A 21,360-nucleotide genomic window follows, 5' to 3' on the forward strand; every position below is an offset into this window, starting at 1 on the left:
TCATGGAGGTTACTGGCCGGTAACGGACACGCGCCGGGGTAGGCGGGTGACCTGTATCACCGGCCGGCCGACCACTCCCCCGTCGCCGCGAAGACCTCCAGCGCGGCGGCGTGCGGAGCGAGGTCCAGGCCCTGCCGGGCGAGCCAGCCATTGGAGTAGTACGTGTGCGCGTACCGCTCGCCGCCGTCGCAGAGCAGCGTGACCACGCTGCCGGTCCGGCCGGCGGCGAGCATCTCCGCGACCAGGCCGAACGCACCCCACAGGTTGGTGCCGGTGGAGCCGCCGGCCCGCCGCCCGGTGGCCCGCTCCAGGTGGCGCACCGCGGCGATCGAGGCCGCGTCGGGCACGCAGATCATCCGGTCGACGATCGTCGGCACGAACGACGGCTCGACGCGGGGACGGCCGATCCCCTCGATGCGCGAGGACCGGCCGGTGGCCACCGCCCGGTCGTCGTCCCGCCAGGACGGGAAGAAGGACGACCCCTCCGGGTCGACCACCGCCAGGCGGGTCGCCAGCCGCCGGTAGCGCAGGTAGCGGCCGATCGTCGCGCTGGTCCCGCCCGTGCCGGCCCCGACGACGATCCACTCGGGCACCGGGTGCCGCTCCAGGGCCAGCTGCTCGAACACCGACTCGGCGATGTTGTTGTTGCCCCGCCAGTCGGTGGCCCGCTCGGCGTTGGTGAACTGGTCGAGGTAGTGCCCGCCGGTCTCGTCGGCGACCCGGCGGGCCTCGTCGTAGACCGCGGCCGGGTCGCCGACGAGGTGGCAGCGGCCGCCGTGGAACTCGATGAGGGCGATCTTCTCCGGGCTGGTCGAGGCCGGCATCACCGCCACGAACGGCAGCCCGAGCATGCGGGCGAAGTAGGCCTCGCTGACCGCGGTCGACCCGCTGGAGGCCTCGACGACGGTGCTGCCCTCGGAGATCTGCCCCGAGCACAGGGCGTACAGGAACAGCGACCGGGCCAGCCGGTGCTTGAGGCTGCCGGTCGGGTGCGTCGACTCGTCCTTGAGGTAGAGGTCGACGCCCCACTCCGGCGGCAGCGGGTAGACGAGCAGGTGGGTGTCGGCGCTGCGCACCGCGTCGGCCTCCACGGCGGCGACGGCGCGGTCGACCCACGAGCGCCCGGCGGCATCGGAGCGGTCGACGTCGTCCGGCGGGTGGGTCACGCCCGCGATCATGCCGCGCCTGGGCGCCACGGCTGCGGAACCGGTCCGGCGAGCGGCGTCCACGGAGGTCTTTACCGCCCGCGGGAGCAGACCTACAGTGCGCCCCACACGGCGGCGGCGGGAAACGGCCGCACGACCGCCGGTGACCGCCGAGGGGGCGCCGCATGACCGTGCGCCAGTTCGGTCCCTACGAGCTCGAGGAGCTCATCGGCGTCGGCGGGATGGGGGAGGTCTGGCGCGCGCGGGACACCCGACGCGAACGCCTGGTCGCGCTGAAGGTGCTCCCCGAGTCCCTGGCGCACGACCACGAGTTCCTGAGCCGGTTCCGCCGGGAGTCCCACGTGGCCGCCCGGCTGCGGGAACCCCACGTGGTCCCCATCCACGACTACGGCGAGATCGACGGCCGGCTCTACATCGACATGCGGCTGGTCGACGGCCGCGATCTGGGCGAGATCCTCCGGGACGGGCCGTTGGCACCGGAGCGGGCGGTCGCGCTGCTCGCGCAGGCGGCCGACGCGCTGGAGGCCGCGCACGCGGACGGGTTGGTCCACCGGGACGTCAAGCCCTCCAACATCCTCGTGACGCCCAACGACTTCGTCTACGTCGTGGACTTCGGGATCGCCCGCTCGGTCGGCAGCACGCAGACGTCGCTGACGATCACCGGCGCCACGGTGGGCACCTTGGACTACATGGCGCCCGAACGCTTCACCAACACGCCCATCGACGGCCGCGTCGACGTCTACTCCCTCGCCTGCGTCCTGGCCGAGTGCCTGACGGCCACCAGGCCGTTCGCCGGCTCGGACCTCCCGGCCCTCCTCTACGCACACCTCTACAGCGATCCGCCCCGGCCGAGCGAGCTCGTGAGCGGGGTACCCCGGCAGCTCGACGCCGTGATCTCCAGAGGCATGGCCAAGCGGGCGGACGACCGCTACTCGACGCCGTGCGAGCTGATCGGCTCCGCCAAGGCGGCGCTCCAGGACGCCGCCGCACCGGCGGGCCCGGCCGCGGTACCGACAGCGGCCACTGCGTCCGGCGCGGCGGCGGCTGCGGCGACGGTTCCCCGCGAGCCGGAGACCGTCCGGTCCGTGGACGAACCGGTGGCGGCGGCCGCGGCCACCGGCACGGACGGCGTCGCACCCGTCGTCCCGCGGCAGGGTCCGCTGCCTCCGCTCCCAGCGGTCGATCTGGGCCTGCGCTCGGCCGATGGTGGGCACCGGTCCACCGAACCGTTGGCACCCTCCTCGGCGGGGCCGAGGGGTCCCGTGCCACCAGCGCACGGAGCGCACGGAGCGCACGGAGGGCCCGGAGCGCCGAGGGGCCCGGCAGGGAAGCGGCGGCAGCGGTGGCCGGTCCTCGTCGGTGTCCTGGTGCTGGCGCTCGTCGCGGTTACGCTCACCGTTCTGCTCTGGCAGCGGGACAGCGACACGGGGAGCGGGACCGCGCAGCCCGGCACCTCCGCCCCGCCCACGGACGGGACCGCGACGGGCGAGCCGCCCTCGCCCTCGCCCATCCCGACGCCGGAACCCCCGGCGGCCAGCCTGGCCGTTCCCTACGTCGAGGGCGACCCGATCGAGGTGAACCCGACCCCGGGCTACATGGCGGTCGCCCCGAACGGGCGGTTCGCGTACATCGCGAACCGCGACGAGGGCATCGTCACCGTCTTCGACACGACGTTGGGCAAGGCGACCGGGACGATCCCGATCCCCGCCGGACCCCCGTGGTTCATCACGTTCTCACCGGACAGCCGTGTCGCCTACATCACCGTGACCAACGCGCCCGAGTACACCGAGAACCGGGTCGTCTTCGTCGACACCCGGGTGAACCGGGTGATGGCCACGGTCGAGGTCGGGCTCCGGCCGTACGCCCCGGAGACCTCCCCGGACGGACGCCTGCTCTACGTGCCCCTGCACGACGAGGGTCGCGTGCAGGTGCTGGACACGACGACGGCACAGGAGATCGCTTCGTACGCGGTGGCCCGCAACCCGCACTGGATCGCCGTCAGTGCCGATGGCCGGACCGGCTACACCGCCAACCACGAGTCCAACCTGGTCTCGGTGCTCGACCTCACGGCCGGCGGGCGGGTGATCACCACCGTCCCCGTGGGCACCTCGCCGCACAGCATCGCGGTGTCGCCGGACGGATCGCAGGTCTCCGTCGTCTGCTTCGACAGTAACGACGTGTGGATCATCGACCCCGCCACCCATGCGGTGGTCACGACGATCCCGATCGGGACGCGCCCGCAGGACATCACCTATGCACCGGATGGCAAGCACTTCTACACCGCCGACGTGACCGGCGGCACGGTGACCGTGGTCGACACCGAGACGCGGACGGTCTCGGCGTCGATCGAGGTGGGCGGGCAGCCCTCCAGCGTGGCGGTCTCCCCGGACGGGACGACCCTCTACGTGACGCAGCTCGAGACGGGCACGGTCCGGATCCTCCACGCCGGGGACCGGTGAGCCGGCGGCCGGTCCCGTCGTGCCGGCCGTCTAGCGTCCGGAGAACGCGGCCTTCCCGGGGCCGCTCTCGAGGAACGAGCGCATGCCGGTCTTCTGGTCCTCGGTGTCGAACATCTCGGCGAACAGCCGGCTCTCCAACGCCAGCCCTTCGGCCAGCGGGAGGTCCAGGCCCTCGTCGATGGCCCGCTTCGCGGCGGCCAGGGCCAGCGGCGGGCCGGCGGCGAACTTCCGTGCCATCGCGAGGGCGGTGGCGTAGACCTCGTCGTCGGGGACGACGGCGTCGGCCAGGCCGATCTCCAGCGCCTCCTCCGCCCCGACGTGCCGGCCGGTGAACACCAGGTCCTTGGCCTTGGCCGGGCCGACCAGGCGGGCCAGCCGCTGGGTGCCGCCGGCCCCCGGGATGACGCCGAGCAGGATCTCCGGCTGGCCGATCTTGGCGTTCGTACCGAGCACCCGGAAGTCGGCGCACAGGGCGAGCTCGTAGCCGCCGCCGAGGGCGTAGCCGGTGACGGCCGCGATGACCGGCTTCGGCACCCGGGCCACCTCGATGAAGGAGTTCTGCAGCTCACGGCCCCACGCCACCATCGAGCTGCCGTCGAGCTGCGACATCGCCTTGATGTCGGCGCCGGCGGCGAAGACCCGCTCCCCGCCGTAGATCACCACCGCGCGGACGTCGGTGCGCTCGGCGGCCTCCATCGCCGCGGCCCGCACCTCGCGGTGCAGCTGCTCGTCGATCGCGTTCATCTTCGGCCGGTCGAGGCGGATGGTGCCCACCCCGTCCTCGACCTGCAGGGTCACGAACTGCGGCTCCGTCATGGCCGCACCCTAGCCGCGGGGCTACGGGGCGCGGCGAGCGGTGAACCGGCCGTCCTGCCGCGACAGGGTCAGCGCCAGGCCGAAGGTGTCGGAGAGGTGCGCGGCGGTGAGGACGTCGTCGGCCGCCCCGGCGGCCACCACCTCGCCGTCGCGCAGCAGCAGGGCGTGGTCGTAGCCGGGCGGGATCTCCTCGACGTGGTGGGTGACCAGCACCTGCGCCGGCGCGTAGAGGTAGCGCGCGAGGTCGGCCAGCCGGGCCACCAGGTCCTCGCGACCGCCGAGGTCGAGGCCGGCGCCCGGCTCGTCGAGCAGCAGCAGCTCGGGGTCGGGCATGAGCGCGCGGGCGATCTGGGCGCGCTTGCGCTCGCCCTCCGACAGCGTGCCGAACGGCCGGTGCGCGAACTGGGCCACGCCCCACTGGTTCATCAGCATCCCGGCGCGGGTCAGGTCGTGGACGTCGTAGCGCTCGCGCCACCGGCCGACCACGGCGTAGCCGGCGGAGACGACGACGTCGCCGGTCTTCTCCCCCGGCTCGATCCGCTGCGCCAGGGAGGCGCTGGTCAGGCCGATCCGCGGGCGCAGCTCGAAGACGTCGACGGCGCCCAGGGTCTCCCCCAGCAGCTGGACCTCCCCGCGCGTGGGGTGCATGTGGGCGGCGGCCAGCTGCAGCAGCGTCGTCTTCCCCGCCCCGTTGGGGCCGAGGACCACCCACCGGTGGTCGGCCTCCACCGTCCAGTCGACGCCGCGCAGCAGGTGGGTGTCCCCCCGTACGACGTCGACCCCCCGCATCCGGACGACCGGTCCGGACGCGCCCCCACCCGACACACTGCTCGACACACGTCCATCCAACCAACTCCCGCAGCGCTCCCTGCGACGCGCCACGGGTCGGGAGGGGGCAGGATCGCGGCGTGGAGTTCCCCGAGGTCGGACCGTCCGGTCCCATCGCATGGCCCGGATGGCCGAGCCCCCTGGGCGCGCACTGGGACGGGACCGGCACCAACTTCGCGCTGTGGGCCGGCGGCGCGCAGGCGGTGGACCTGTGCCTGTTCGACGCCGACGGCGGGGAGCACCGGCACCGGCTGCAGGAGAACACGCACCAGGTCTGGCACGCCCGGCTGCCCGGCGTCGGCCCGGGCCAGCGCTACGGCTACCGGGTGCACGGCGCCTACGACCCCGGCAGCGGCCAGCGCTACAACCCCGCCAAGCTGCTGCTCGACCCGTACACGCGGGCCGTCGACGGGCAGCTCGCCCTCGACGGCGCTCTGTTCGGCTACCGCGGCGACAACCCCGACTCGCAGACCCCCGACGACCGCGACTCGGCCCCGTTCGTCCCCCGGGGGGTGGTCATCCACGACTCCTTCCCCTGGGAGGGCGACCGGCGCCCGGGGACGCCGTGGTCGGACACGGTGATCTACGAGGTGCACGTCAAGGGCGCCACCATGCGCCACCCCGAGGTCCCGCCGGCGCTGCGCGGCACCTACGCAGGACTGGCGCACCCGGCGTTCATCGATCACCTGACCGGGCTCGGCGTCACCGCCGTCGAGCTGCTGCCGGTGCACCACTTCGTCAGCGAGCCGCACCTGCTGCGCCGCGGCCTGACCAACTACTGGGGCTACAACACCCTGGGCTACTTCGCCCCGCACGCGGCCTACAGCTCCGCGGGCAGCGCCGGGCAGCAGGTCACCGAGTTCAAGGCGATGGTCAAGGCGCTGCACGCGGCGGGCATCGAGGTCGTGCTCGACGTCGTCTACAACCACACCGCCGAGGGCGACCACACCGGCCCGACGCTGTCGTTCAAGGGCATCGACAACCGCGCGTACTACCGCGTGCGCGGCGGTGACGCGGCCCGGTACACCGACTACACCGGCTGCGGGAACACCCTCGACGTCCGCCGCCCCGCCGTCCTGGCGCTGCTCATGGACTCGCTGCGCTACTGGGTGACCGAGATGCACGTCGACGGGTTCCGGTTCGACCTGGCCTCGGCGCTGGCCCGGTCCATGCACGACGTCGACCGGCTCTCGGCGTTCTTCGACGTCGTCCACCAGGACCCGGTGGTCAGCCAGGTGAAGCTGATCGCCGAGCCGTGGGACGTCGGCGAGGGCGGCTACCAGGTGGGCAACTTCCCGCCGCCGTGGACCGAGTGGAACGGCAAGTACCGCGACACGGTGCGCGACGTGTGGTCCGGCGCCCAGGTCGGCGTCCGCGACCTCGCCTACCGGCTCACCGGCTCGTCGGACCTCTACCGCTCCGACGGCCGGCGGCCGTTCGCCAGCATCAACTTCGTCACCGCCCACGACGGGTTCACCCTCGCCGACCTGGTCGCCTACGAGCGCAAGCGCAACGAGGCCAACGGCGAGGACAACCGGGACGGCGAGAGCCACAACCGCAACTGGAACTGCGGCGTCGAGGGGCCGACCGACGACCCGGAGATCACGTCGCTGCGGGCCCGGCAGGTGCGCAACCACCTGGCCACGCTGCTGCTGTCGACCGGGGTGCCCATGCTGACCGCCGGCGACGAGCTCGGCCGCACGCAGTTGGGCAACAACAACGCCTACTGCCAGGACAACGAGATCTCCTGGATCGACTGGAAGGACGTCGACGAGGACCTGCTGGCCTTCGTCCGCCGGCTGGTGCAGCTGCGGCACACCGCCCCGGCGCTGCGGCAGGAGGCGTTCTTCGAGGGCCACGAGCTGCCGGCGACCGGCGGCACCCGCGACCTGGCCTGGTTCAACCCGGCCGGCGCGCAGCTGACCACCTCGGACTGGTTCGACACCGGCCTGAAGACGGTCGGCATGTACCTCGACGGGCGGGCGCTGCGGCACCGCGACGAGTTCGGCCGGAAGGTGGTCGACGAGTCGTACCTGGTGTGGCTGCACGCCGGCGCAGAGGCGACGACGGTGACGCTGCCGGGGCCGCCGTGGGGCGACGGCTACGAGCTGGTGCTCTCCACCGAGTACCCCACCGGCGCCCCGCCGCGGCCGGCGGTGGTGGGCCCCGGTCCGGTGGAGCTGCCGGGCCGCAGCGTCTGGCTGATGCGCATCCTCCGCCGTCCCTGAGCGACCCCGGCGGACGTCACCCTCGCCGCGTGGCCGCGACCCGCGCGGTCGGCGGCGGGGGCGGCGACTCCGCGGCGCGGGCGAGCCGCAGCGACGATCAGCTCACCTGATCCGGGCGGCTCCTCCCCCGCGCTGCGGCACGAGGGAGGACCTCCTGCGGTGCGGGAGGACGCCTCACCCTCGCGAGAACGAGCGGCCACGACCCGCGCGGTCGGCGGCGGGGGTGGCGACTCCGCGGCGCGGGTGAGCCGCTCCGGAACGCCGAAGGGCCCCGCCGGCGAACCGGCGGGGCCCTCCGGCGTTCAGTCGGGCGTCAGTCCTGCGGCTGTTCGAAGGTGATGACGGTCCAGCCGAGCAGCAGCCGGTCGCCGTCGGACAGGGGGTGGGCGACGCCGGGCTCGAGCTGGGTCCACTCGGTGGCCTCGGGGCCGGCGACGTGGGTGCCGTTGAGCGAGCCCAGGTCGACGAGCGAGACCTCGCGGCCGGCGCGCTGGATGGCCGCGTGCGCCGAGGACAGCACGTTCTGCGTGTCCGCTATCGGCACCGGCCGGGCCGAGCCGGCGGTGACGAGCTCGTGGTTGTCCGGACGGCGGCCCAGCACGAGGTCCTCGTCGACGGTGACGACCATGCCGTCGTCGAACCGCAGGATCGGCGCCGACGGGGTGTCGGGGCGCCAGAACGCCGTCTGCTCGCCCGAGTCGGCCCGCGTCGCACCGGAGGACACCGGGGCGGACGGCGCCGCGCCGAAGCCGGCGTCGGACGGGGCGGAGTACGTCTGCGCGGGAGCCGCGGCCGGCTGGGGCGCGGAGGCGGCCGGCGCCGGGGCGGCCAGCTGCAGCATCGCGCCGGAGCCCGGGACGGTCCCCTCGACCAGGTCGAAGGCGACACCCGGCGGCATCTGGGGCGCCGCCTGGCCGGGGCCGACGTAGAGGGTCTGGCCGAGCGAGAACCCGGCCGCCAGCGTGCAGCCGCCGTCGACCGACGAGCCCGAGACCGGCACGCTGTCGACGGCGGGCTGGCCCTTCCCCGACCACAGCGCGACACCGGTACCGGCGCCCTCTGTGGTGTCGGCGAGCACGAGGGCGAAGGAGGCCCCGCCGTGGGCGAGGGTGGAGACCTGGCCGGCGACGGCGGCCAGGACGCGGTCGGCGCCGGGACCCGAGACCCCCAGGCAGGCGTGGAGGGCCGCCACCAGGGCGGGCGAGCCGGGCGCGTCGACCCACAGCAGGCCGCCGCCGCGACGGGCGACGACCGACTCTCCGGGGAGGACTTCACAGCGGTCGGGCATGGGCTCCAGCCTAGTGTTGCGCAACAGGTGTGGGCGGCCGCGGAGCACCGCCACGCCGAGCGAGCGAGGTGTCACCCGGGGTGCGTGGGATACCCGTGACCTGAGGGTCTCAAGCGAGAGTACGGACCGGGCGGCGGCGTCCCTACGCGCTGGTGACGACCCCCAGCTCCGCGGGGTTGGCGAGGTGCTCCGAGTGCGGCAGCACCCGCACCGTGTACCCGAAGGCGCCGGTGCGCTCGAGCGGTACGGTCGCGGTGAACCAGTGCCGCGACCCGTCGGCCTGCTCGTGCGCCATCGGGATGCAGGTCACCTCGTGCAGCCCGTCCGCGTCGTCCACCCGGCCGTAGGCGGCCTGCACCTGGACGTCGGCCGGCGCCAGGCCGGGCAGCTCGACCTCGGCGCGCAGCGCGAGGGTCGTCCCGATCTCCGGGGTGTCCCCGGCCCCGGTGGCCTCGACGTGCGCGACCCGCACCGTGCCCCAGTGGTCGAGCAGGTGCGCCCGGCGGGCCGCCTCCTCCCGGGCCGGCGCGTAGGTGCCGCCGTCGGACATCGCCCGCGCCGAGACCGCCGCCGGCCGGTACAGCTGCTGCACGTAGTCGTGCACCATCCGCGCGGCCAGCACCTTCGGGCCGGTCTCGCGCAGCGTGTGCCGCACCATCTCGACCCAGCGGGCGGGGATGCCGTCGCGGTCGCGCTCGTAGAACCGCGGCAGCACCTGGGTGCCGATCAGGTCGTAGATGGCGCGGGCCTCCACCTCGTCGCGCCGGTCGGCGTCGGCGACGCCGTCGGCCGTCGGGATGGCCCAGCCGTTCTGGCCGTCGAACCACTCGTCCCACCAGCCGTCGCGGATGGAGAGGTTCAGCCCGCCGTTGAGGGCGGCCTTCATGCCCGACGTGCCGCAGGCCTCCAGCGGCCGCAGCGGGTTGTTGAGCCAGACGTCGCAGCCCCAGTAGAGGTAGCGGGCCATGCCGATGTCGTAGCCGGGCAGGAACGCGATGCGGTGCCGGATCCGGGGGTCGTCGGCGAAGCGCACCATCTGCTGGATCAGCTGCTTGCCGCCGTCGTCGGCCGGGTGGCTCTTGCCGGCGATGACCAGCTGGATCGGCCGCTCGTCGTCGAGGAGCAGCGCCTTGAGCCGCTCCGGGTCGCGCAGCATCAGCGTCAGCCGCTTGTAGGACGGCACCCGGCGGGCGAAGCCGATGGTGAGGACGTCGGGGTCGAACGCCGTGTCGGTCCAGCCGACCTCGGCCTCGACCGCCCCCCGCGCCAGCGCCGTGTCCCGCAGCCGGCGGCGCACCTCGTCGACCAGCCGCCCGCGCAGGATCCGCCGGGTCTGCCACAGGTCACCGGCGGGGATCCGGTCGACGCCGTCGAAGTGCACCGGGCCCTCGACCTGGAGCGGGTCGCCCTGCGAGCTCGTCTGGGTGCCGAGCTCGACCAGCTCGCGGGCGGTCCAGGTCGCCGCGTGCACGCCGTTGGTGATCGAGGAGATCGGGACGTCGTCCTCGTCGAAGCCCGGCCACAGGCCGTTGAACATGTGCCGGCTGACGTGCCCGTGCAGCCGGCTGACGCCGTTGGCCCGCTGCCCGAGGCGCAGCCCCATGTGCGCCATGTTGAACTTCGCCGGGTCCTCCTCGGCCCCCAGTGCCAGCAGCTCGCCCAGCGGGACGCCGAACCCGGCGAAGTAGCGCTCGATGAGGGCGCGGGGGAAGCGGTCGATGCCGGCGGGCACGGGCGTGTGCGTGGTGAACACGGTGCCGCCGCGCACCGCCTGCAGCGCCTCGGGGAACGACAGACCGTGCGACTCGGTGAGCTCGCGGATGCGCTCGATGCCCTGGAAGCCGGCGTGGCCCTCGTTGGCGTGGAAGACCTCGGGCTGCGGGGTCCCGGTGTGCGAGCAGAACGCCCGCAGCGCCCGGACGCCGCCGATGCCGAGCAGCATCTCCTGCCGCAGCCGGTGGTCCTCGTCGCCGCCGTAGAGGCGGTCGGTGACCATCCGCTCGGCGGGCGCGTTCTCCTCGATGTCGGTGTCGAGCAGCAGCAGCGGCACCCGCCCCACCTGGGCCCGCCACACGTGCGCGTGCAGGGTGCGGCCCTCGGGCAGCGGCACGGTGATGACGACGGCGGAGCCGTCCGGGCGGCGCAGCAGCTTGACCGGCAGGCCGTGCGGGTCCAGCGCCGGGTAGTGCTCGAGCTGCCAGCCGTCGGCGGACAGGCCCTGGTCGAAGTAGCCCGCCCGGTAGAGCAGGCCGACGCCGATCAGCGGGACGCCGAGGTCGGAGGCGGCCTTCAGGTGGTCGCCGGCCAGGATGCCCAGGCCGCCGGAGTACTGGGGCAGCACCTCGGTGATGCCGAACTCGGCGGAGAAGTACGCGATGGAGGCGGGGGCGTCGCCGCCGAGCGACTGGTACCAGAGCTCGGCGCCCATGTACTCCTCGAGGTCGTCGACGACGTCCTGGAGGCGGCGCAGGAAGCGGCGGTCCTTGGCCAGGGTGGCCAGCCGCTCGGCCGAGATCTCGCCCATCATCTTGACCGGGTCGCCGCCGCAGTCCTGCCACAGCGCGGGGTCGAGGGCCTCGAACAGGTCCCGCGTCTCGGGGTGCCACGACCAGCGCAGGTTCATCACCAGCTGGGCCAGTGGCTGCAGGGGGTCCGGGAGGGTGGCGCGGACGGTGAACCGCCGGAGTGCTCGCACCGGGCGAGCCTAACCAGGCGCAGCGGCCGGTTCAGCCGCACGCCGAGCCGCCCGGCCACTCCTGCGGGTGCTCCCCCGCCGCCGAGGTGTGGCCGCTCGGTGATCTCGATAGCGTTCCGGGTGATGACTGGCCGACCTGATCTCCGCCTCGGCATCACCGATGTCGCCCCCGTCGTGTCGTGCGGGTCCTTCTCCGCGCGCGCCGTGGTCGGTGAGCACCTGCCGATCACCGCCACCGTGTTCCGCGAGGGTCACGACGCCGTCGCGGCCGACGTCGTCTGGCAGCCCCCGGGCGACACCGACCGGCCGCCGCTGCGCCGCATGGCCCGCTACGGCGAGGAGCCCGACCGCTGGCTGACCACCGTCGTCCCCGACCGCGAGGGCCGCTGGACCTACACGGTCGAGGCGTGGAGCGACCCGCTGGCCACCTGGCACCACGCGGTCGAGGTGAAGATCGCCGCCGGCCAGGGCGCCGGCGAGCTGGCCAACGACCTCGAGGAGGGCGCGCGGCTGCTCGACCGGGTCGCCGCCGCCTGCCCCGCCGAGCACCGCGACGACGTCTCGGCCGCGGCGGCCGCGCTGCGCGACGAGTCGCTGGAGCTCACCGCCCGGGTCGCCCCCTCCTTCACGCCCGGCCTGCAGCAGGTGCTCCACGACCACCCGGTGCGCGAGCTGGTCACCGCCTCCCCCACCTACGAGGTCTGGGTCGACCGGCCGCGCGCGCTCTTCGGCTCCTGGTACGAGTTCTTCCCGCGCTCCGAGGGCCCGCTGGTCGGCGGCGGCCCGACGCACGGCACGTTCACGACCGCCCAGGAGCGGCTGCCGGCGGTCGCCGAGATGGGGTTCGACGTCGTCTACCTGCCGCCGATCCACCCGATCGGCCGGGTCAACCGCAAGGGCCGCAACAACACCCTCACCCCCGACCCCGACGACGTCGGCTCGCCGTGGGCCATCGGCAGTGACGACGGCGGGCACGACGCCGTCCACCCGCAGCTGGGCACGCTCGAGGACTTCCGGTCCTTCGTCCGGCGGGCCGGCGAGCTCGGCATGGAGGTGGCGCTGGACCTGGCGCTGCAGGCCGCGCCCGACCACCCCTGGGTCAAGGAGCACCCGGAGTGGTTCACCACCAAGCCCGACGGCACGATCGCCTACGCGGAGAACCCGCCGAAGAAGTACCAGGACATCTACCCGATCAACTTCGACAACGACCCGCAGGGCATCTACGCCGAGGTGCTCCGGGTGGTGCGGCACTGGGTGTCCTGCGGGGTGAAGATCTTCCGCGTCGACAACCCGCACACCAAGCCGCTGAACTTCTGGCACTGGCTGATCTGGGAGGTCAAGAAGACCGACCCCGACGTGCTGTTCCTCGCCGAGGCGTTCACCAAGCCGGCGATGATGCACCAGCTGGCCCGGCTCGGGTTCACGCAGTCCTACACGTACTTCACCTGGCGCACCGAGCGCTGGGAGCTCGAGGAGTACGGCCGCTCGCTGGCCGGGACGGCGCACTACATGCGGCCGAACTTCTTCGTGAACACCCCGGACATCCTCCACGAGTCGCTGCAGTACGGCGGCCCGCCGATGTTCAAGATCCGCGCGGTGCTCGCGGCGATGATGAGCCCGACCTGGGGCGTCTACTCCGGGTTCGAGCTGTTCGAGCACGTCGCCGTCCGGCCGGGCAGCGAGGAGTACCTGGACAGCGAGAAGTACCAGCTGCGGCCGCGCGACTGGGCCGGCGCCGAGGCCTCCGGGCGCAGCCTGGCGCCGTACCTGCGCCGGCTCAACGAGATCCGCCGGGCGCACCCGTCGCTGCAGCAGCTGCGCACCCTCCGGTTCCACGACGTCGACAACCCGAACCTGATCTGCTTCTCGAAGACCGACCCGGGGTCCACCGACGCCGTCCTCGTGGTCGTCAACCTCTCCAGCCGGCACACGCAGATCGGGACGACGGCCCTCGACCTGCCGGCCCTCGGGCTCGACTGGCACGAGCGCTTCTCGGTGACCGACGAGCTGACCGGCGCCTCCTACGACTGGGGGCAGTTCAACTACCTGGAGCTGGACCCGTACCGCGAGCCGGCGCACATCTTCTCGATCGCGTTCCCGCGCCTGGTGCAGTTCCCGCCGCCCGCCTGAGCCCGGTCCCACCCCCGGGCCGTCCGCCCCACCAGAAGATCGAGGACGACTTCTCCCGATGACCGTTCCCGTCCCCGACGCGACCACCGACGACCACGAGCCGTCGGCGCTGCCGGCCCCCGGCACCGACCCGGAGTGGTTCAAGCGCGCCGTGTTCTACGAGGTGCTCGTCCGCGGCTTCGCCGACAGCAACGCCGACGGCGTCGGCGACCTCCGGGGCATGACCGACAAGCTCGACTACCTGCAGTGGCTGGGCGTCGACTGCCTCTGGCTGCCGCCGTTCTTCGCCTCCCCGCTGCGCGACGGCGGCTACGACGTCAGCGACTACACCGCGGTGCTGCCCGAGTTCGGCGACATCGACGACTTCAAGGACTTCCTCGACGCGGCCCACGCCCGGGGCATGCGCGTGATCATCGACTTCGTCATGAACCACACCTCGGACCAGCACCCGTGGTTCCAGGCCAGCCGCAGCGATCCCGAGGGCCCCTACGGCGACTTCTACGTGTGGGCCGACGACGACTCCGGGTACTCCGACGCGCGGATCATCTTCGTCGACACCGAGAGCTCGAACTGGACGTTCGACCCGGTGCGCAAGCAGTACTTCTGGCACCGCTTCTTCTCCCACCAGCCGGACCTCAACTTCGAGAACCCGCGGGTGCAGGACGCGATCCTCGACGCGCTGAAGTTCTGGTTGGACCTGGGCATCGACGGGTTCCGGCTGGACGCCGTCCCCTACCTGTTCGAGGAGGAGGGGACCAACTGCGAGAACCTCCCCCGCACCCACGAGTTCCTCAAGCGGGTGCGCAAGGTCGTCGACGCCGGCTACCCGGACACGGTGCTGCTCTGCGAGGCCAACCAGTGGCCGGCCGACGTCGTCGAGTACTTCGGCGCCGACGGCGACGAGTGCCACATGGCGTTCCACTTCCCGGTGATGCCGCGCCTGTTCATGGCCGCGCGCCGGGAGCAGCGGTTCCCGATCTCGGAGATCATGGCGCAGACGCCGGACATCCCGAAGAACTGCCAGTGGGGCGTCTTCCTGCGCAACCACGACGAGCTGACCCTCGAGATGGTCACCGACGAGGAGCGCGACTACATGTGGGGCGAGTACGCCAAGGACCCCCGCATGAAGGCCAACATCGGCATCCGCCGCCGGCTGGCCCCGCTGCTCGAGAACGACATCAACACCCTCGAGCTGTTCAACGCGCTGCTGTTCAGCCTGCCCGGCTCGCCGGTCCTCTACTACGGCGACGAGATCGGCATGGGCGACAACATCTGGCTCGGTGACCGCGACGGCGTCCGCACCCCGATGCAGTGGACGCCGGACCGCAACGGCGGCTTCTCCACCGCCGACCCGCAGCGGATGTACCTGCCGCTGAACATGGACCCGGTCTACGGCTACCAGACCACCAACGTCGAGGCGCAGCTGCGCAACACCAACTCGCTGCTGCACTGGATCCGCCGGATGATCGCCGTCCGCAAGGAGCACCCGACGTTCGGGCTCGGCACCTTCGAGGAGGTCGGCTCGCGCAACCCGACGGTGCTCTCCTTCGTCCGCCGGTTCGGCGACGACATCGTGCTGTGCGTGAACAACCTGTCGCGGTTCCCGCAGCCGGTCGAGCTCGACCTGCGGCAGTTCGAGGGCTACACCCCGATCGAGCTCACCGGGCGGGTGGAGTTCCCGCAGATCGGCGTCCTGCCGTACATGCTCACCCTGGCCGGGCACGGCTTCTACTGGTTCGAGCTGGCCAAGCCCCTGGAGCCCGAGCCGGAGCCCGAACCCGAGCACGAGACCGGCCTGGCCGAGTCGCTGCTCGCCGCGGGGGTCGTCGGGGACGGCGACACGGCCGGCCCCGAGCACACCGGCGGAGGTGCCCGATGACCGTGGCCAGCGACCTGCTCAAGGACTGGATGCCGGCCCAGCGCTGGTTCGGCGGCAAGGGCCGGGAGTGGGCGGACGTCGACGAGACCGGGTTCTTCCTCGAGCGGGAGCACCCGGTGGTGTCGGTGCACCGGATGACCGTCACCTACGTCGACGGCGGCCGGGAGACCTACCTGATCCCGGTCTCCTGGCACGAGCACCCGACCGAGGAGCTGACCTCCGCCTTCATCGGCGCGGTCACCTTCGAGGGCCGGGAGTTCTACGGCTACGACGCCATGCGCGACCGGGACGCGACGGTGCCCTGGCTCAAGCACCTGGTCGCCGCCTCGACGGTGGGTCCGATGCACTTCCACCCGGCCGGCGTCGCCTACATCCCCGAGGGGCTGCCCGGCGACATCGTCTCCGGCGAGCAGAGCAACACCTCGCTGATCTACGGGTCCGAGGCGATCCTCAAGCTCTTCCGGCGCCTGGAGCCCGGCCTCAACCCCGACGTCGAGGTGCACGACGCGCTGCGCCGCACCGAGAACGTCCACATCGCGCCGCTGCTCGGCTACCTCGAGATCGACGACCCCGACCCGGCGAAGCCGGCGGCGACCGCCGGCATGCTGCAGCGGTTCGTCCCCAACGCCAGCGACGGCTGGCGGCTGGCCACCGCGAGCGTCCGCGACCTCTACGCCGAGGGCGACCTGCACGCCGACGAGGTCGGCGGCGACTTCGCCGCCGACAGCGAGCGGCTCGGGGCGGCGACCGCGTCGGTGCACGGGGACATGGCGAAGGTGCTGCCCACCGAGCCGGCCGACGAGGCGTGGTTCGCCGGGCTGGCCGAGCAGATGAACGCCCGGCTGGACGCCGCGATCGAGGTCGTGCCGCAGCTGGCGGAGCACGCCGACGGCCTGCGCGCGCTCTACGCGGCGGTGGCCGGGACCACCGAGCCGGTCGCCCGCCAGCGGGTGCACGGCGACCTGCACCTGGGACAGGTGCTGCGGACGGCGACCGGCTGGATCCTGCTCGACTTCGAGGGGGAACCGGCCCGCTCCCTCGAGGAGCGCCGGCAGCTCGACAGCCCGCTGCGCGACGTCGCCGGGATGTTGCGCAGCTTCGACTACGCCGCACGTCACATGCTCGTCGAGCAACCCGACGACCCCCAGCGCGCATACCGGGCCCAGGAGTGGGCAGAGCGCAACCGGACCGCCTTCTGCACCGGCTACTCGGCCGCGAGCGGGCTGGACCCCTGCGGGGACTCCCCTCTCCTCCGGGCGTTCGAGGCCGACAAGGCGGTCTACGAGTGCGTCTACGAGGCGCGCAACCGGCCGCACTGGCTGATGATCCCGCTGCACTCGCTGACCCGGCTCACGTCCGGCAGCTGAGCGCGGCGGGCACCGACTCCCGACGACGCACCACCGAACGAGGGCGACGATGACGACGGACGACGCACAGGACCACGTGGCCGGCAAGGAAGAACTGCAGGCCGCTGTCGAGGAGAAGACCGCCCGCGTCCAGCAGCAGGCCGAGGCGGACGAGAACGTGGCCCCGGCGCGACCGGTGCGCAAGACCCCGGCCACGAAGAAGACGACGGCCGCGAAGACGGCGAAGAAGACGGCCGCCGCGAGCGGCACCGACCCCGCCACCGCCGAGGCGGCCGCGCCGGCCGCGCCGGCTCCCCGCAAGGCCGCGGCGAAGAAGACTGCCCCGGCCAAGAAGACGGCGCCGACCGGGACGGCGGCGAAGCGCACGACGAAGAAGACCGCCGCGGCCACCACGCCGCCGGTGGTCCCGCCGGCCCCCATCGCCGAGCCGGGCGACGGCACCGGCGCCCCGGCCGAGCCGGGCGAGCCGGCCCCGGGGACCACGACCCCGGAGGCCCCGACGCCCGACACCCCCACGCCCGAGACCCCCACGCCCGCGACCTCCGGGCCCGCGACCGCCACGGGCGCGGGCGCCGCCCCCGGGGCGGCCGAACCCGCCGCCCCCGCGATCGGGGTCGGCGCCGAGGTCACCGGTGACCAGCTGCGCGCCATCGTCGAGGGCTGGTCGCACGACCCGCACGCGGTGCTCGGCTTCCACCCGGCCGGCGACGGCCGGTGGGTGGTCCGCACCCTGCGCCCGGACGCGGTCAGCGTCGCCGTCATCGACCAGGACGGCGCGCGCTACGAGGCCCGGCAGCTGCACGGCGGCGGCATCTATGAGGCCGGCCTGCCGCAGCAGCCCGGCGACTACCGCATCGAGGTCAACTACGGCGACGGCTCCGGCGGCACCAACACCTACGTCGTCGACGACCCCTACCGCTGGATGCCGACGGTGGGCGAGCTCGACCAGTACCTCATCGGCGAGGGCCGGCACGAGCGCCTCTGGGAGGTGCTCGGCGCGCACGTCCGCCGCTACGACACCCCCGGCGGCCTGACCGAGGGCGTCTCGTTCGCCGTCTGGGCGCCCAACGCCCGCGGCGTCAAGGTCACCGGCGACTTCGACTACTGGCAGGCCCGCGCCTACCCGATGCGGTCCCTCGGCGCCTCCGGTGTCTGGGAGATCTTCATCCCCGGGGTCCAGGTGGGCAGCCGGTACCGCTACCACGTGCTCGGCGCCGACGGCGAGTGGCGGGAGAAGTCCGACCCCCTCGCCTTCGCCACCGAGGTCCCCCCGGCCAACGCGTCGGTGGTCACCGAGTCGACCTACGAGTGGCAGGACGACGAGTGGCTGGCCGACCGCGCCCGCGCCGGCTGGCACGAGCGCCCGATGAGCGTCTACGAGGTGCACGCCGGGTCCTGGCGGCAGGGGCTGTCCTACCGCCAGCTCGCCGACGAGCTGGTGCAGTACGTGGTGGACGCCGGGTTCACGCACATCGAGTTCATGCCGCTCGCCGAGCACCCGTTCGGCGGGTCCTGGGGCTACCAGGTCACGTCCTACTACGCGCCGACCGCGCGCCTGGGCGACCCCGACGACCTGCGGTACCTCATCGACAAGGCGCACCAGGCCGGCATCGGCGTCCTCGTCGACTGGGTGCCCGCGCACTTCCCCAAGGACGCCTGGGCGCTCGGCCGCTTCGACGGCACCGCGCTGTACGAGCACGCCGACCCCCGCCGCGGCGAGCAGCTGGACTGGGGCACGTTCGTGTTCGACTTCGGCCGCACCGAGGTCCGCAACTTCCTGGTGGCCAACGCGCTCTACTGGTGCAAGGAGTTCCACGTCGACGGCCTGCGGGTCGACGCCGTCGCCTCGATGCTCTACCTGGACTACTCGCGCTCCGAGTGGCTGCCCAACATCCACGGCGGGCGGGAGAACCTCGAGGCGGTGGCCTTCCTCCAGGAGATGAACGCGACCGTCTACCGCGAGGTGCCGGGCGTGGTCACCATCGCCGAGGAGTCGACGGCCTGGCCCGGCGTCACCCGGCCCACCCACCTCGGCGGCCTGGGCTTCGGCTTCAAGTGGAACATGGGCTGGATGCACGACTCGCTGGCCTACATCGAGAAGCCGCCGGTCTACCGCAGCTACCACCACGGCCAGCTGACGTTCTCGATGATCTACGCCTACTCCGAGAACTACGTGCTGCCCATCAGCCACGACGAGGTCGTCTACGGCAAGGGCTCGCTGCTGCGGAAGATGCCCGGCGACCGGTGGCAGCAGCTGGCCAACCTGCGCGCGTACCTGTCGTACATGTGGGCGCACCCGGGCAAGCAGCTGCTGTTCATGGGCTCGGAGTTCGCCCAGGACTCCGAGTGGGCCGAGAGCCGGTCGCTGGACTGGTGGCACCTCGACGACCCGGCGCACCGCGGGATCCTCCAGCTGGTCACCGACCTCAACAGCCGCTACCGCGAGCTCGAGGCGCTGTGGAGCCAGGACGTCGACCCGTCGGGGTTCCAGTGGATCGACGCCAACGACTCCTCGGGCAACGTGCTGTCGTTCCTCCGGTACGGGCGGCCGGAGAAGGCGGACGCCGAGGGCGACGCGCCGGCACCGGGGCAGGCGCTGGCCTGCGTCACCAACTTCGCCGGGACGCCGCACCACGGCTACCGCATCGGCCTGCCCCGCGGCGGCCGCTGGCGCGAGGTGCTCAACAGCGACGCCGAGGGCTACGGCGGCGCCGGTGGCGGCAACTGGGGCGGCGTCGACGCGGTCGAGGAACCGTGGCACGGACAGCCGTACTCGGCGGTCATCGAGGCCCCGGCGCTGAGCACCGTCTGGTTCCTGCACGAGGGCTGATCGCGCGCGGGAGCGCCCCCGGCGTCGGCACGGTCCCGCCACCGTGCTTTTCGACACCGGGCGCTCCTGCGCCCCGCTCGGGGTCGTGACCGTGCATCATGTGCCGGCTCGCGAGAACGACGCCGGTACGGACCGGCCCCGACAAGAGGATCAGCTCCCCCATGAGGCATGGCCTGCGCCGCTCGATCACCGCGGCCGCGGTGGGCAGTGTGCTGCTCACCGGTTGCTCCAGCACCGTCACCGGCGCGGCGTCGCCCGCCGACGGCGTCCCCACCGACGTGGCGGCCGAGGAGTTCCCGATCACCGCCGCCGTCGACGGCGACCTGGTCGACACGGAGTCCCGGAACTCCCTGGCCGACCTGTACACGTTCTGGGAGCAGGCCTACCCGGAGGCGTTCGGCGAGGAGTTCGAACCCCTGCAGGGCGGTTTCTACAGCGTCGACCTGGAGAACCTGGACCCGTCGCAGTTCCCCGACGGCGTCGGCTGCGGCGCCGACCCCGAGGAGGTCGCCGGCACCGGCGCGTTCTTCTGCGCCGGTTCGGGATCGCCGAACGACGACGCGATCACCTACGACAAGAACTTCCTCACCGAGCTGGCCGAGCAGTACGGCCGGGCCCTGGTCCCCTTCGTCATGGCCCACGAGTTCGGGCACGCCATCCAGTGGCGGATCAACGGCCTCGAGGGTGAGTCGATCAACATCGAGACGCAGGCCGACTGCTTCGCCGGCGCCTGGACCGCGTGGGCGGTGGAGGGCAACTCCGACCACACGTCGGTCCGGCTGCCCGAGCTCGACGAGATCATCCGCGGCTACCTGATCACCGCCGACGCCGTCGGCAGCGACCCCAGCCGCGACGGCGCCCACGGCTCCTACTTCGACCGGGTGTCGGCGATCATCGAGGGCTACGACGGCGGCGTGGCCGCCTGCCGTGACAACTTCGAGCCGGGCCGGGTGTTCACGGCGGCCGAGTTCTCCCAGGAGGACCAGGCCAACCAGGGCAACTCGGCGTACCCGACCACGCTGGAGCTGATCGGCGTGAGCCTGCCGCCGTTCTGGGTCGAGGTCTTCCCCCAGGCCTTCGGCACCGAGTTCCAGGAGCCCAGCATCACCGGCTTCGACGGCACCGCGCCCGGCTGCGTGGCCGGCGATCGCGACCTCGGCTACTGCGCCGACGAGCAGACCGTGTACTTCGACGAGCAGGAGCTCACCGAGCCCGCGCACGGCGAGGTCGGCGACTTCGCGGTGGCCACCGCCATCTCGCTGCCGTACTCGCTGGCCGTCCGCGGCCAGGCCGGGCTGTCCACCGACGACGGCGCGGCCACCCTGTCCGCGACCTGCCTGACCGGCTGGTGGGAGGCGCAGGTGTTCAGCGCCCGGCTGGAGGGCGTGCAGATCAGCCCCGGTGACGTCGACGAGGCGGTCATCTTCCTGCTCGCCTACGGCGTCGACGACGCCGTCTTCCCGAACACCGACGCCTCCGGCTTCGAGCTGGTCCGCTCCTTCCGGGCCGGCTTCCTGCAGGGCATCGGCGCCTGCGACGTGGGCGTCGAGGGCTGATCGCCCCGGGGGGGGGGGGGGGGGGGGGGGGGGGGGGGGGGGGGGGGGGGGCGGGGGGGGGGGGGGGGGGGGGGGGGGGGGGCGCCCGGCGCGGGGGGGGGGGGGGGGGCGGCGGCCC

12 protein-coding genes are annotated in these 21,360 nt (G+C 73.0%); 7 read left to right on the plus strand and 5 right to left on the minus strand.

The genetic code is table 11. From position 1 onward, the window contains the following. Nucleotides 1-56 precede the first annotated feature (56 nt). Complete coding sequence (cds1, locus tag ACI797_RS24510) at nt 57-1,166, minus strand: L-cysteine desulfhydrase Cds1 (protein WP_456862316.1); 1,110 nt, start codon at nt 1,164-1,166, stop codon at nt 57-59. Between the two features lie 164 nt (nt 1,167-1,330). On the opposite strand from cds1, the gene ACI797_RS24515 reads away from it, so the two are divergent. Beyond that, the gene (locus ACI797_RS24515) at nt 1,331-3,625 is read left to right on the plus strand and encodes a protein kinase domain-containing protein (RefSeq protein ID WP_456862318.1); all 2,295 of its coding nucleotides are present in this window, start codon (nt 1,331-1,333) and stop codon (nt 3,623-3,625) included. Nucleotides 3,626-3,655: 30 nt separating this feature from the next. Here the strand turns inward: ACI797_RS24515 and ACI797_RS24520 are convergent, their stop codons facing one another. Both ACI797_RS24520 and ACI797_RS24525 read right to left on the minus strand, forming a co-directional pair. Further along, the gene (locus ACI797_RS24520; RefSeq protein WP_456862320.1) at nt 3,656-4,441 is read right to left on the minus strand and encodes an enoyl-CoA hydratase/isomerase family protein; all 786 of its coding nucleotides are present in this window, start codon (nt 4,439-4,441) and stop codon (nt 3,656-3,658) included. A gap of 21 nt (nt 4,442-4,462) precedes the next feature. Next, entirely contained in the window at nt 4,463-5,230 is a 768-nt protein-coding gene (locus ACI797_RS24525) for an ABC transporter ATP-binding protein (RefSeq protein ID WP_456862322.1), read from the minus strand. A 119-nt stretch (nt 5,231-5,349) separates the two neighbouring features. On the opposite strand from ACI797_RS24525, the gene glgX reads away from it, so the two are divergent. Continuing rightward, nucleotides 5,350-7,497, plus strand: a complete 2,148-nt coding sequence (glgX, locus tag ACI797_RS24530; RefSeq protein ID WP_456862324.1) for a glycogen debranching protein GlgX — start codon at nt 5,350-5,352, stop codon at nt 7,495-7,497. 313 nt (nt 7,498-7,810) lie between these two features. Here the strand turns inward: glgX and ACI797_RS24535 are convergent, their stop codons facing one another. After that, nucleotides 7,811-8,785: an FHA domain-containing protein gene (locus tag ACI797_RS24535; RefSeq protein WP_456862326.1), complete on the minus strand. Its 975-nt coding sequence runs from the start codon at nt 8,783-8,785 to the stop codon at nt 7,811-7,813. 142 nt (nt 8,786-8,927) lie between these two features. Further along, a complete protein-coding gene (glgP, locus tag ACI797_RS24540) occupies nt 8,928-11,480 on the minus strand; it encodes an alpha-glucan family phosphorylase (RefSeq protein WP_456862327.1) in 2,553 nt (850 codons plus the stop codon). Between the two features lie 123 nt (nt 11,481-11,603). Here glgP and ACI797_RS24545 point away from each other — a divergent pair, with 123 nt between their 5' ends. From ACI797_RS24545 to ACI797_RS24565, 5 genes are all read left to right on the plus strand, one after another. After that, entirely contained in the window at nt 11,604-13,610 is a 2,007-nt protein-coding gene (locus ACI797_RS24545) for an alpha-1,4-glucan--maltose-1-phosphate maltosyltransferase (protein ID WP_456862329.1), read from the plus strand. 58 nt (nt 13,611-13,668) lie between these two features. Further along, nucleotides 13,669-15,489 (plus strand): maltose alpha-D-glucosyltransferase, encoded by a 1,821-nt coding sequence (treS, locus tag ACI797_RS24550; RefSeq protein WP_456862330.1) that lies wholly within the window; start codon nt 13,669-13,671, stop codon nt 15,487-15,489. Next, nucleotides 15,486-16,856, plus strand: coding sequence for a maltokinase N-terminal cap-like domain-containing protein (locus tag ACI797_RS24555; RefSeq protein WP_456862331.1), 1,371 nt, complete (start codon nt 15,486-15,488; stop codon nt 16,854-16,856). The genes treS and ACI797_RS24555 overlap by 4 nt, the downstream gene beginning before the upstream one ends. Nucleotides 16,857-16,905: 49 nt before the next feature. Next, nucleotides 16,906-19,686 (plus strand): 1,4-alpha-glucan branching protein GlgB, encoded by a 2,781-nt coding sequence (glgB, locus tag ACI797_RS24560; RefSeq protein WP_456862332.1) that lies wholly within the window; start codon nt 16,906-16,908, stop codon nt 19,684-19,686. A gap of 161 nt (nt 19,687-19,847) precedes the next feature. Continuing rightward, the gene (locus ACI797_RS24565) at nt 19,848-21,242 is read left to right on the plus strand and encodes a neutral zinc metallopeptidase (protein ID WP_456862334.1); all 1,395 of its coding nucleotides are present in this window, start codon (nt 19,848-19,850) and stop codon (nt 21,240-21,242) included. Nucleotides 21,243-21,360: the final 118 nt, after the last annotated feature.

Source organism: Geodermatophilus sp. SYSU D00691 (assembly GCF_054050275.1).

What these genes read in the sequence shown, in the direction of transcription:
- ACI797_RS24515 (WP_456862318.1), top strand. Translation starts at nt 1,331, where the DNA reads ATGACCGTGCGCCAGTTCGGTCCCTACGAGCTCGAGGAGCTCATCGGC.
- ACI797_RS24520 (WP_456862320.1), bottom strand. Translation starts at nt 4,441, where the DNA reads ATGACGGAGCCGCAGTTCGTGACCCTGCAGGTCGAGGACGGGGTGGGC.
- ACI797_RS24525 (WP_456862322.1), bottom strand. Translation starts at nt 5,230, where the DNA reads ATGCGGGGGGTCGACGTCGTACGGGGGGACACCCACCTGCTGCGCGGC.
- ACI797_RS24535 (WP_456862326.1), bottom strand. Translation starts at nt 8,785, where the DNA reads ATGCCCGACCGCTGTGAAGTCCTCCCCGGAGAGTCGGTCGTCGCCCGT.
- ACI797_RS24545 (WP_456862329.1), top strand. Translation starts at nt 11,604, where the DNA reads ATGACTGGCCGACCTGATCTCCGCCTCGGCATCACCGATGTCGCCCCC.
- treS (WP_456862330.1), top strand. Translation starts at nt 13,669, where the DNA reads ATGACCGTTCCCGTCCCCGACGCGACCACCGACGACCACGAGCCGTCG.
- ACI797_RS24555 (WP_456862331.1), top strand. Translation starts at nt 15,486, where the DNA reads ATGACCGTGGCCAGCGACCTGCTCAAGGACTGGATGCCGGCCCAGCGC.
- glgB (WP_456862332.1), top strand. Translation starts at nt 16,906, where the DNA reads ATGACGACGGACGACGCACAGGACCACGTGGCCGGCAAGGAAGAACTG.
- ACI797_RS24565 (WP_456862334.1), top strand. Translation starts at nt 19,848, where the DNA reads ATGAGGCATGGCCTGCGCCGCTCGATCACCGCGGCCGCGGTGGGCAGT.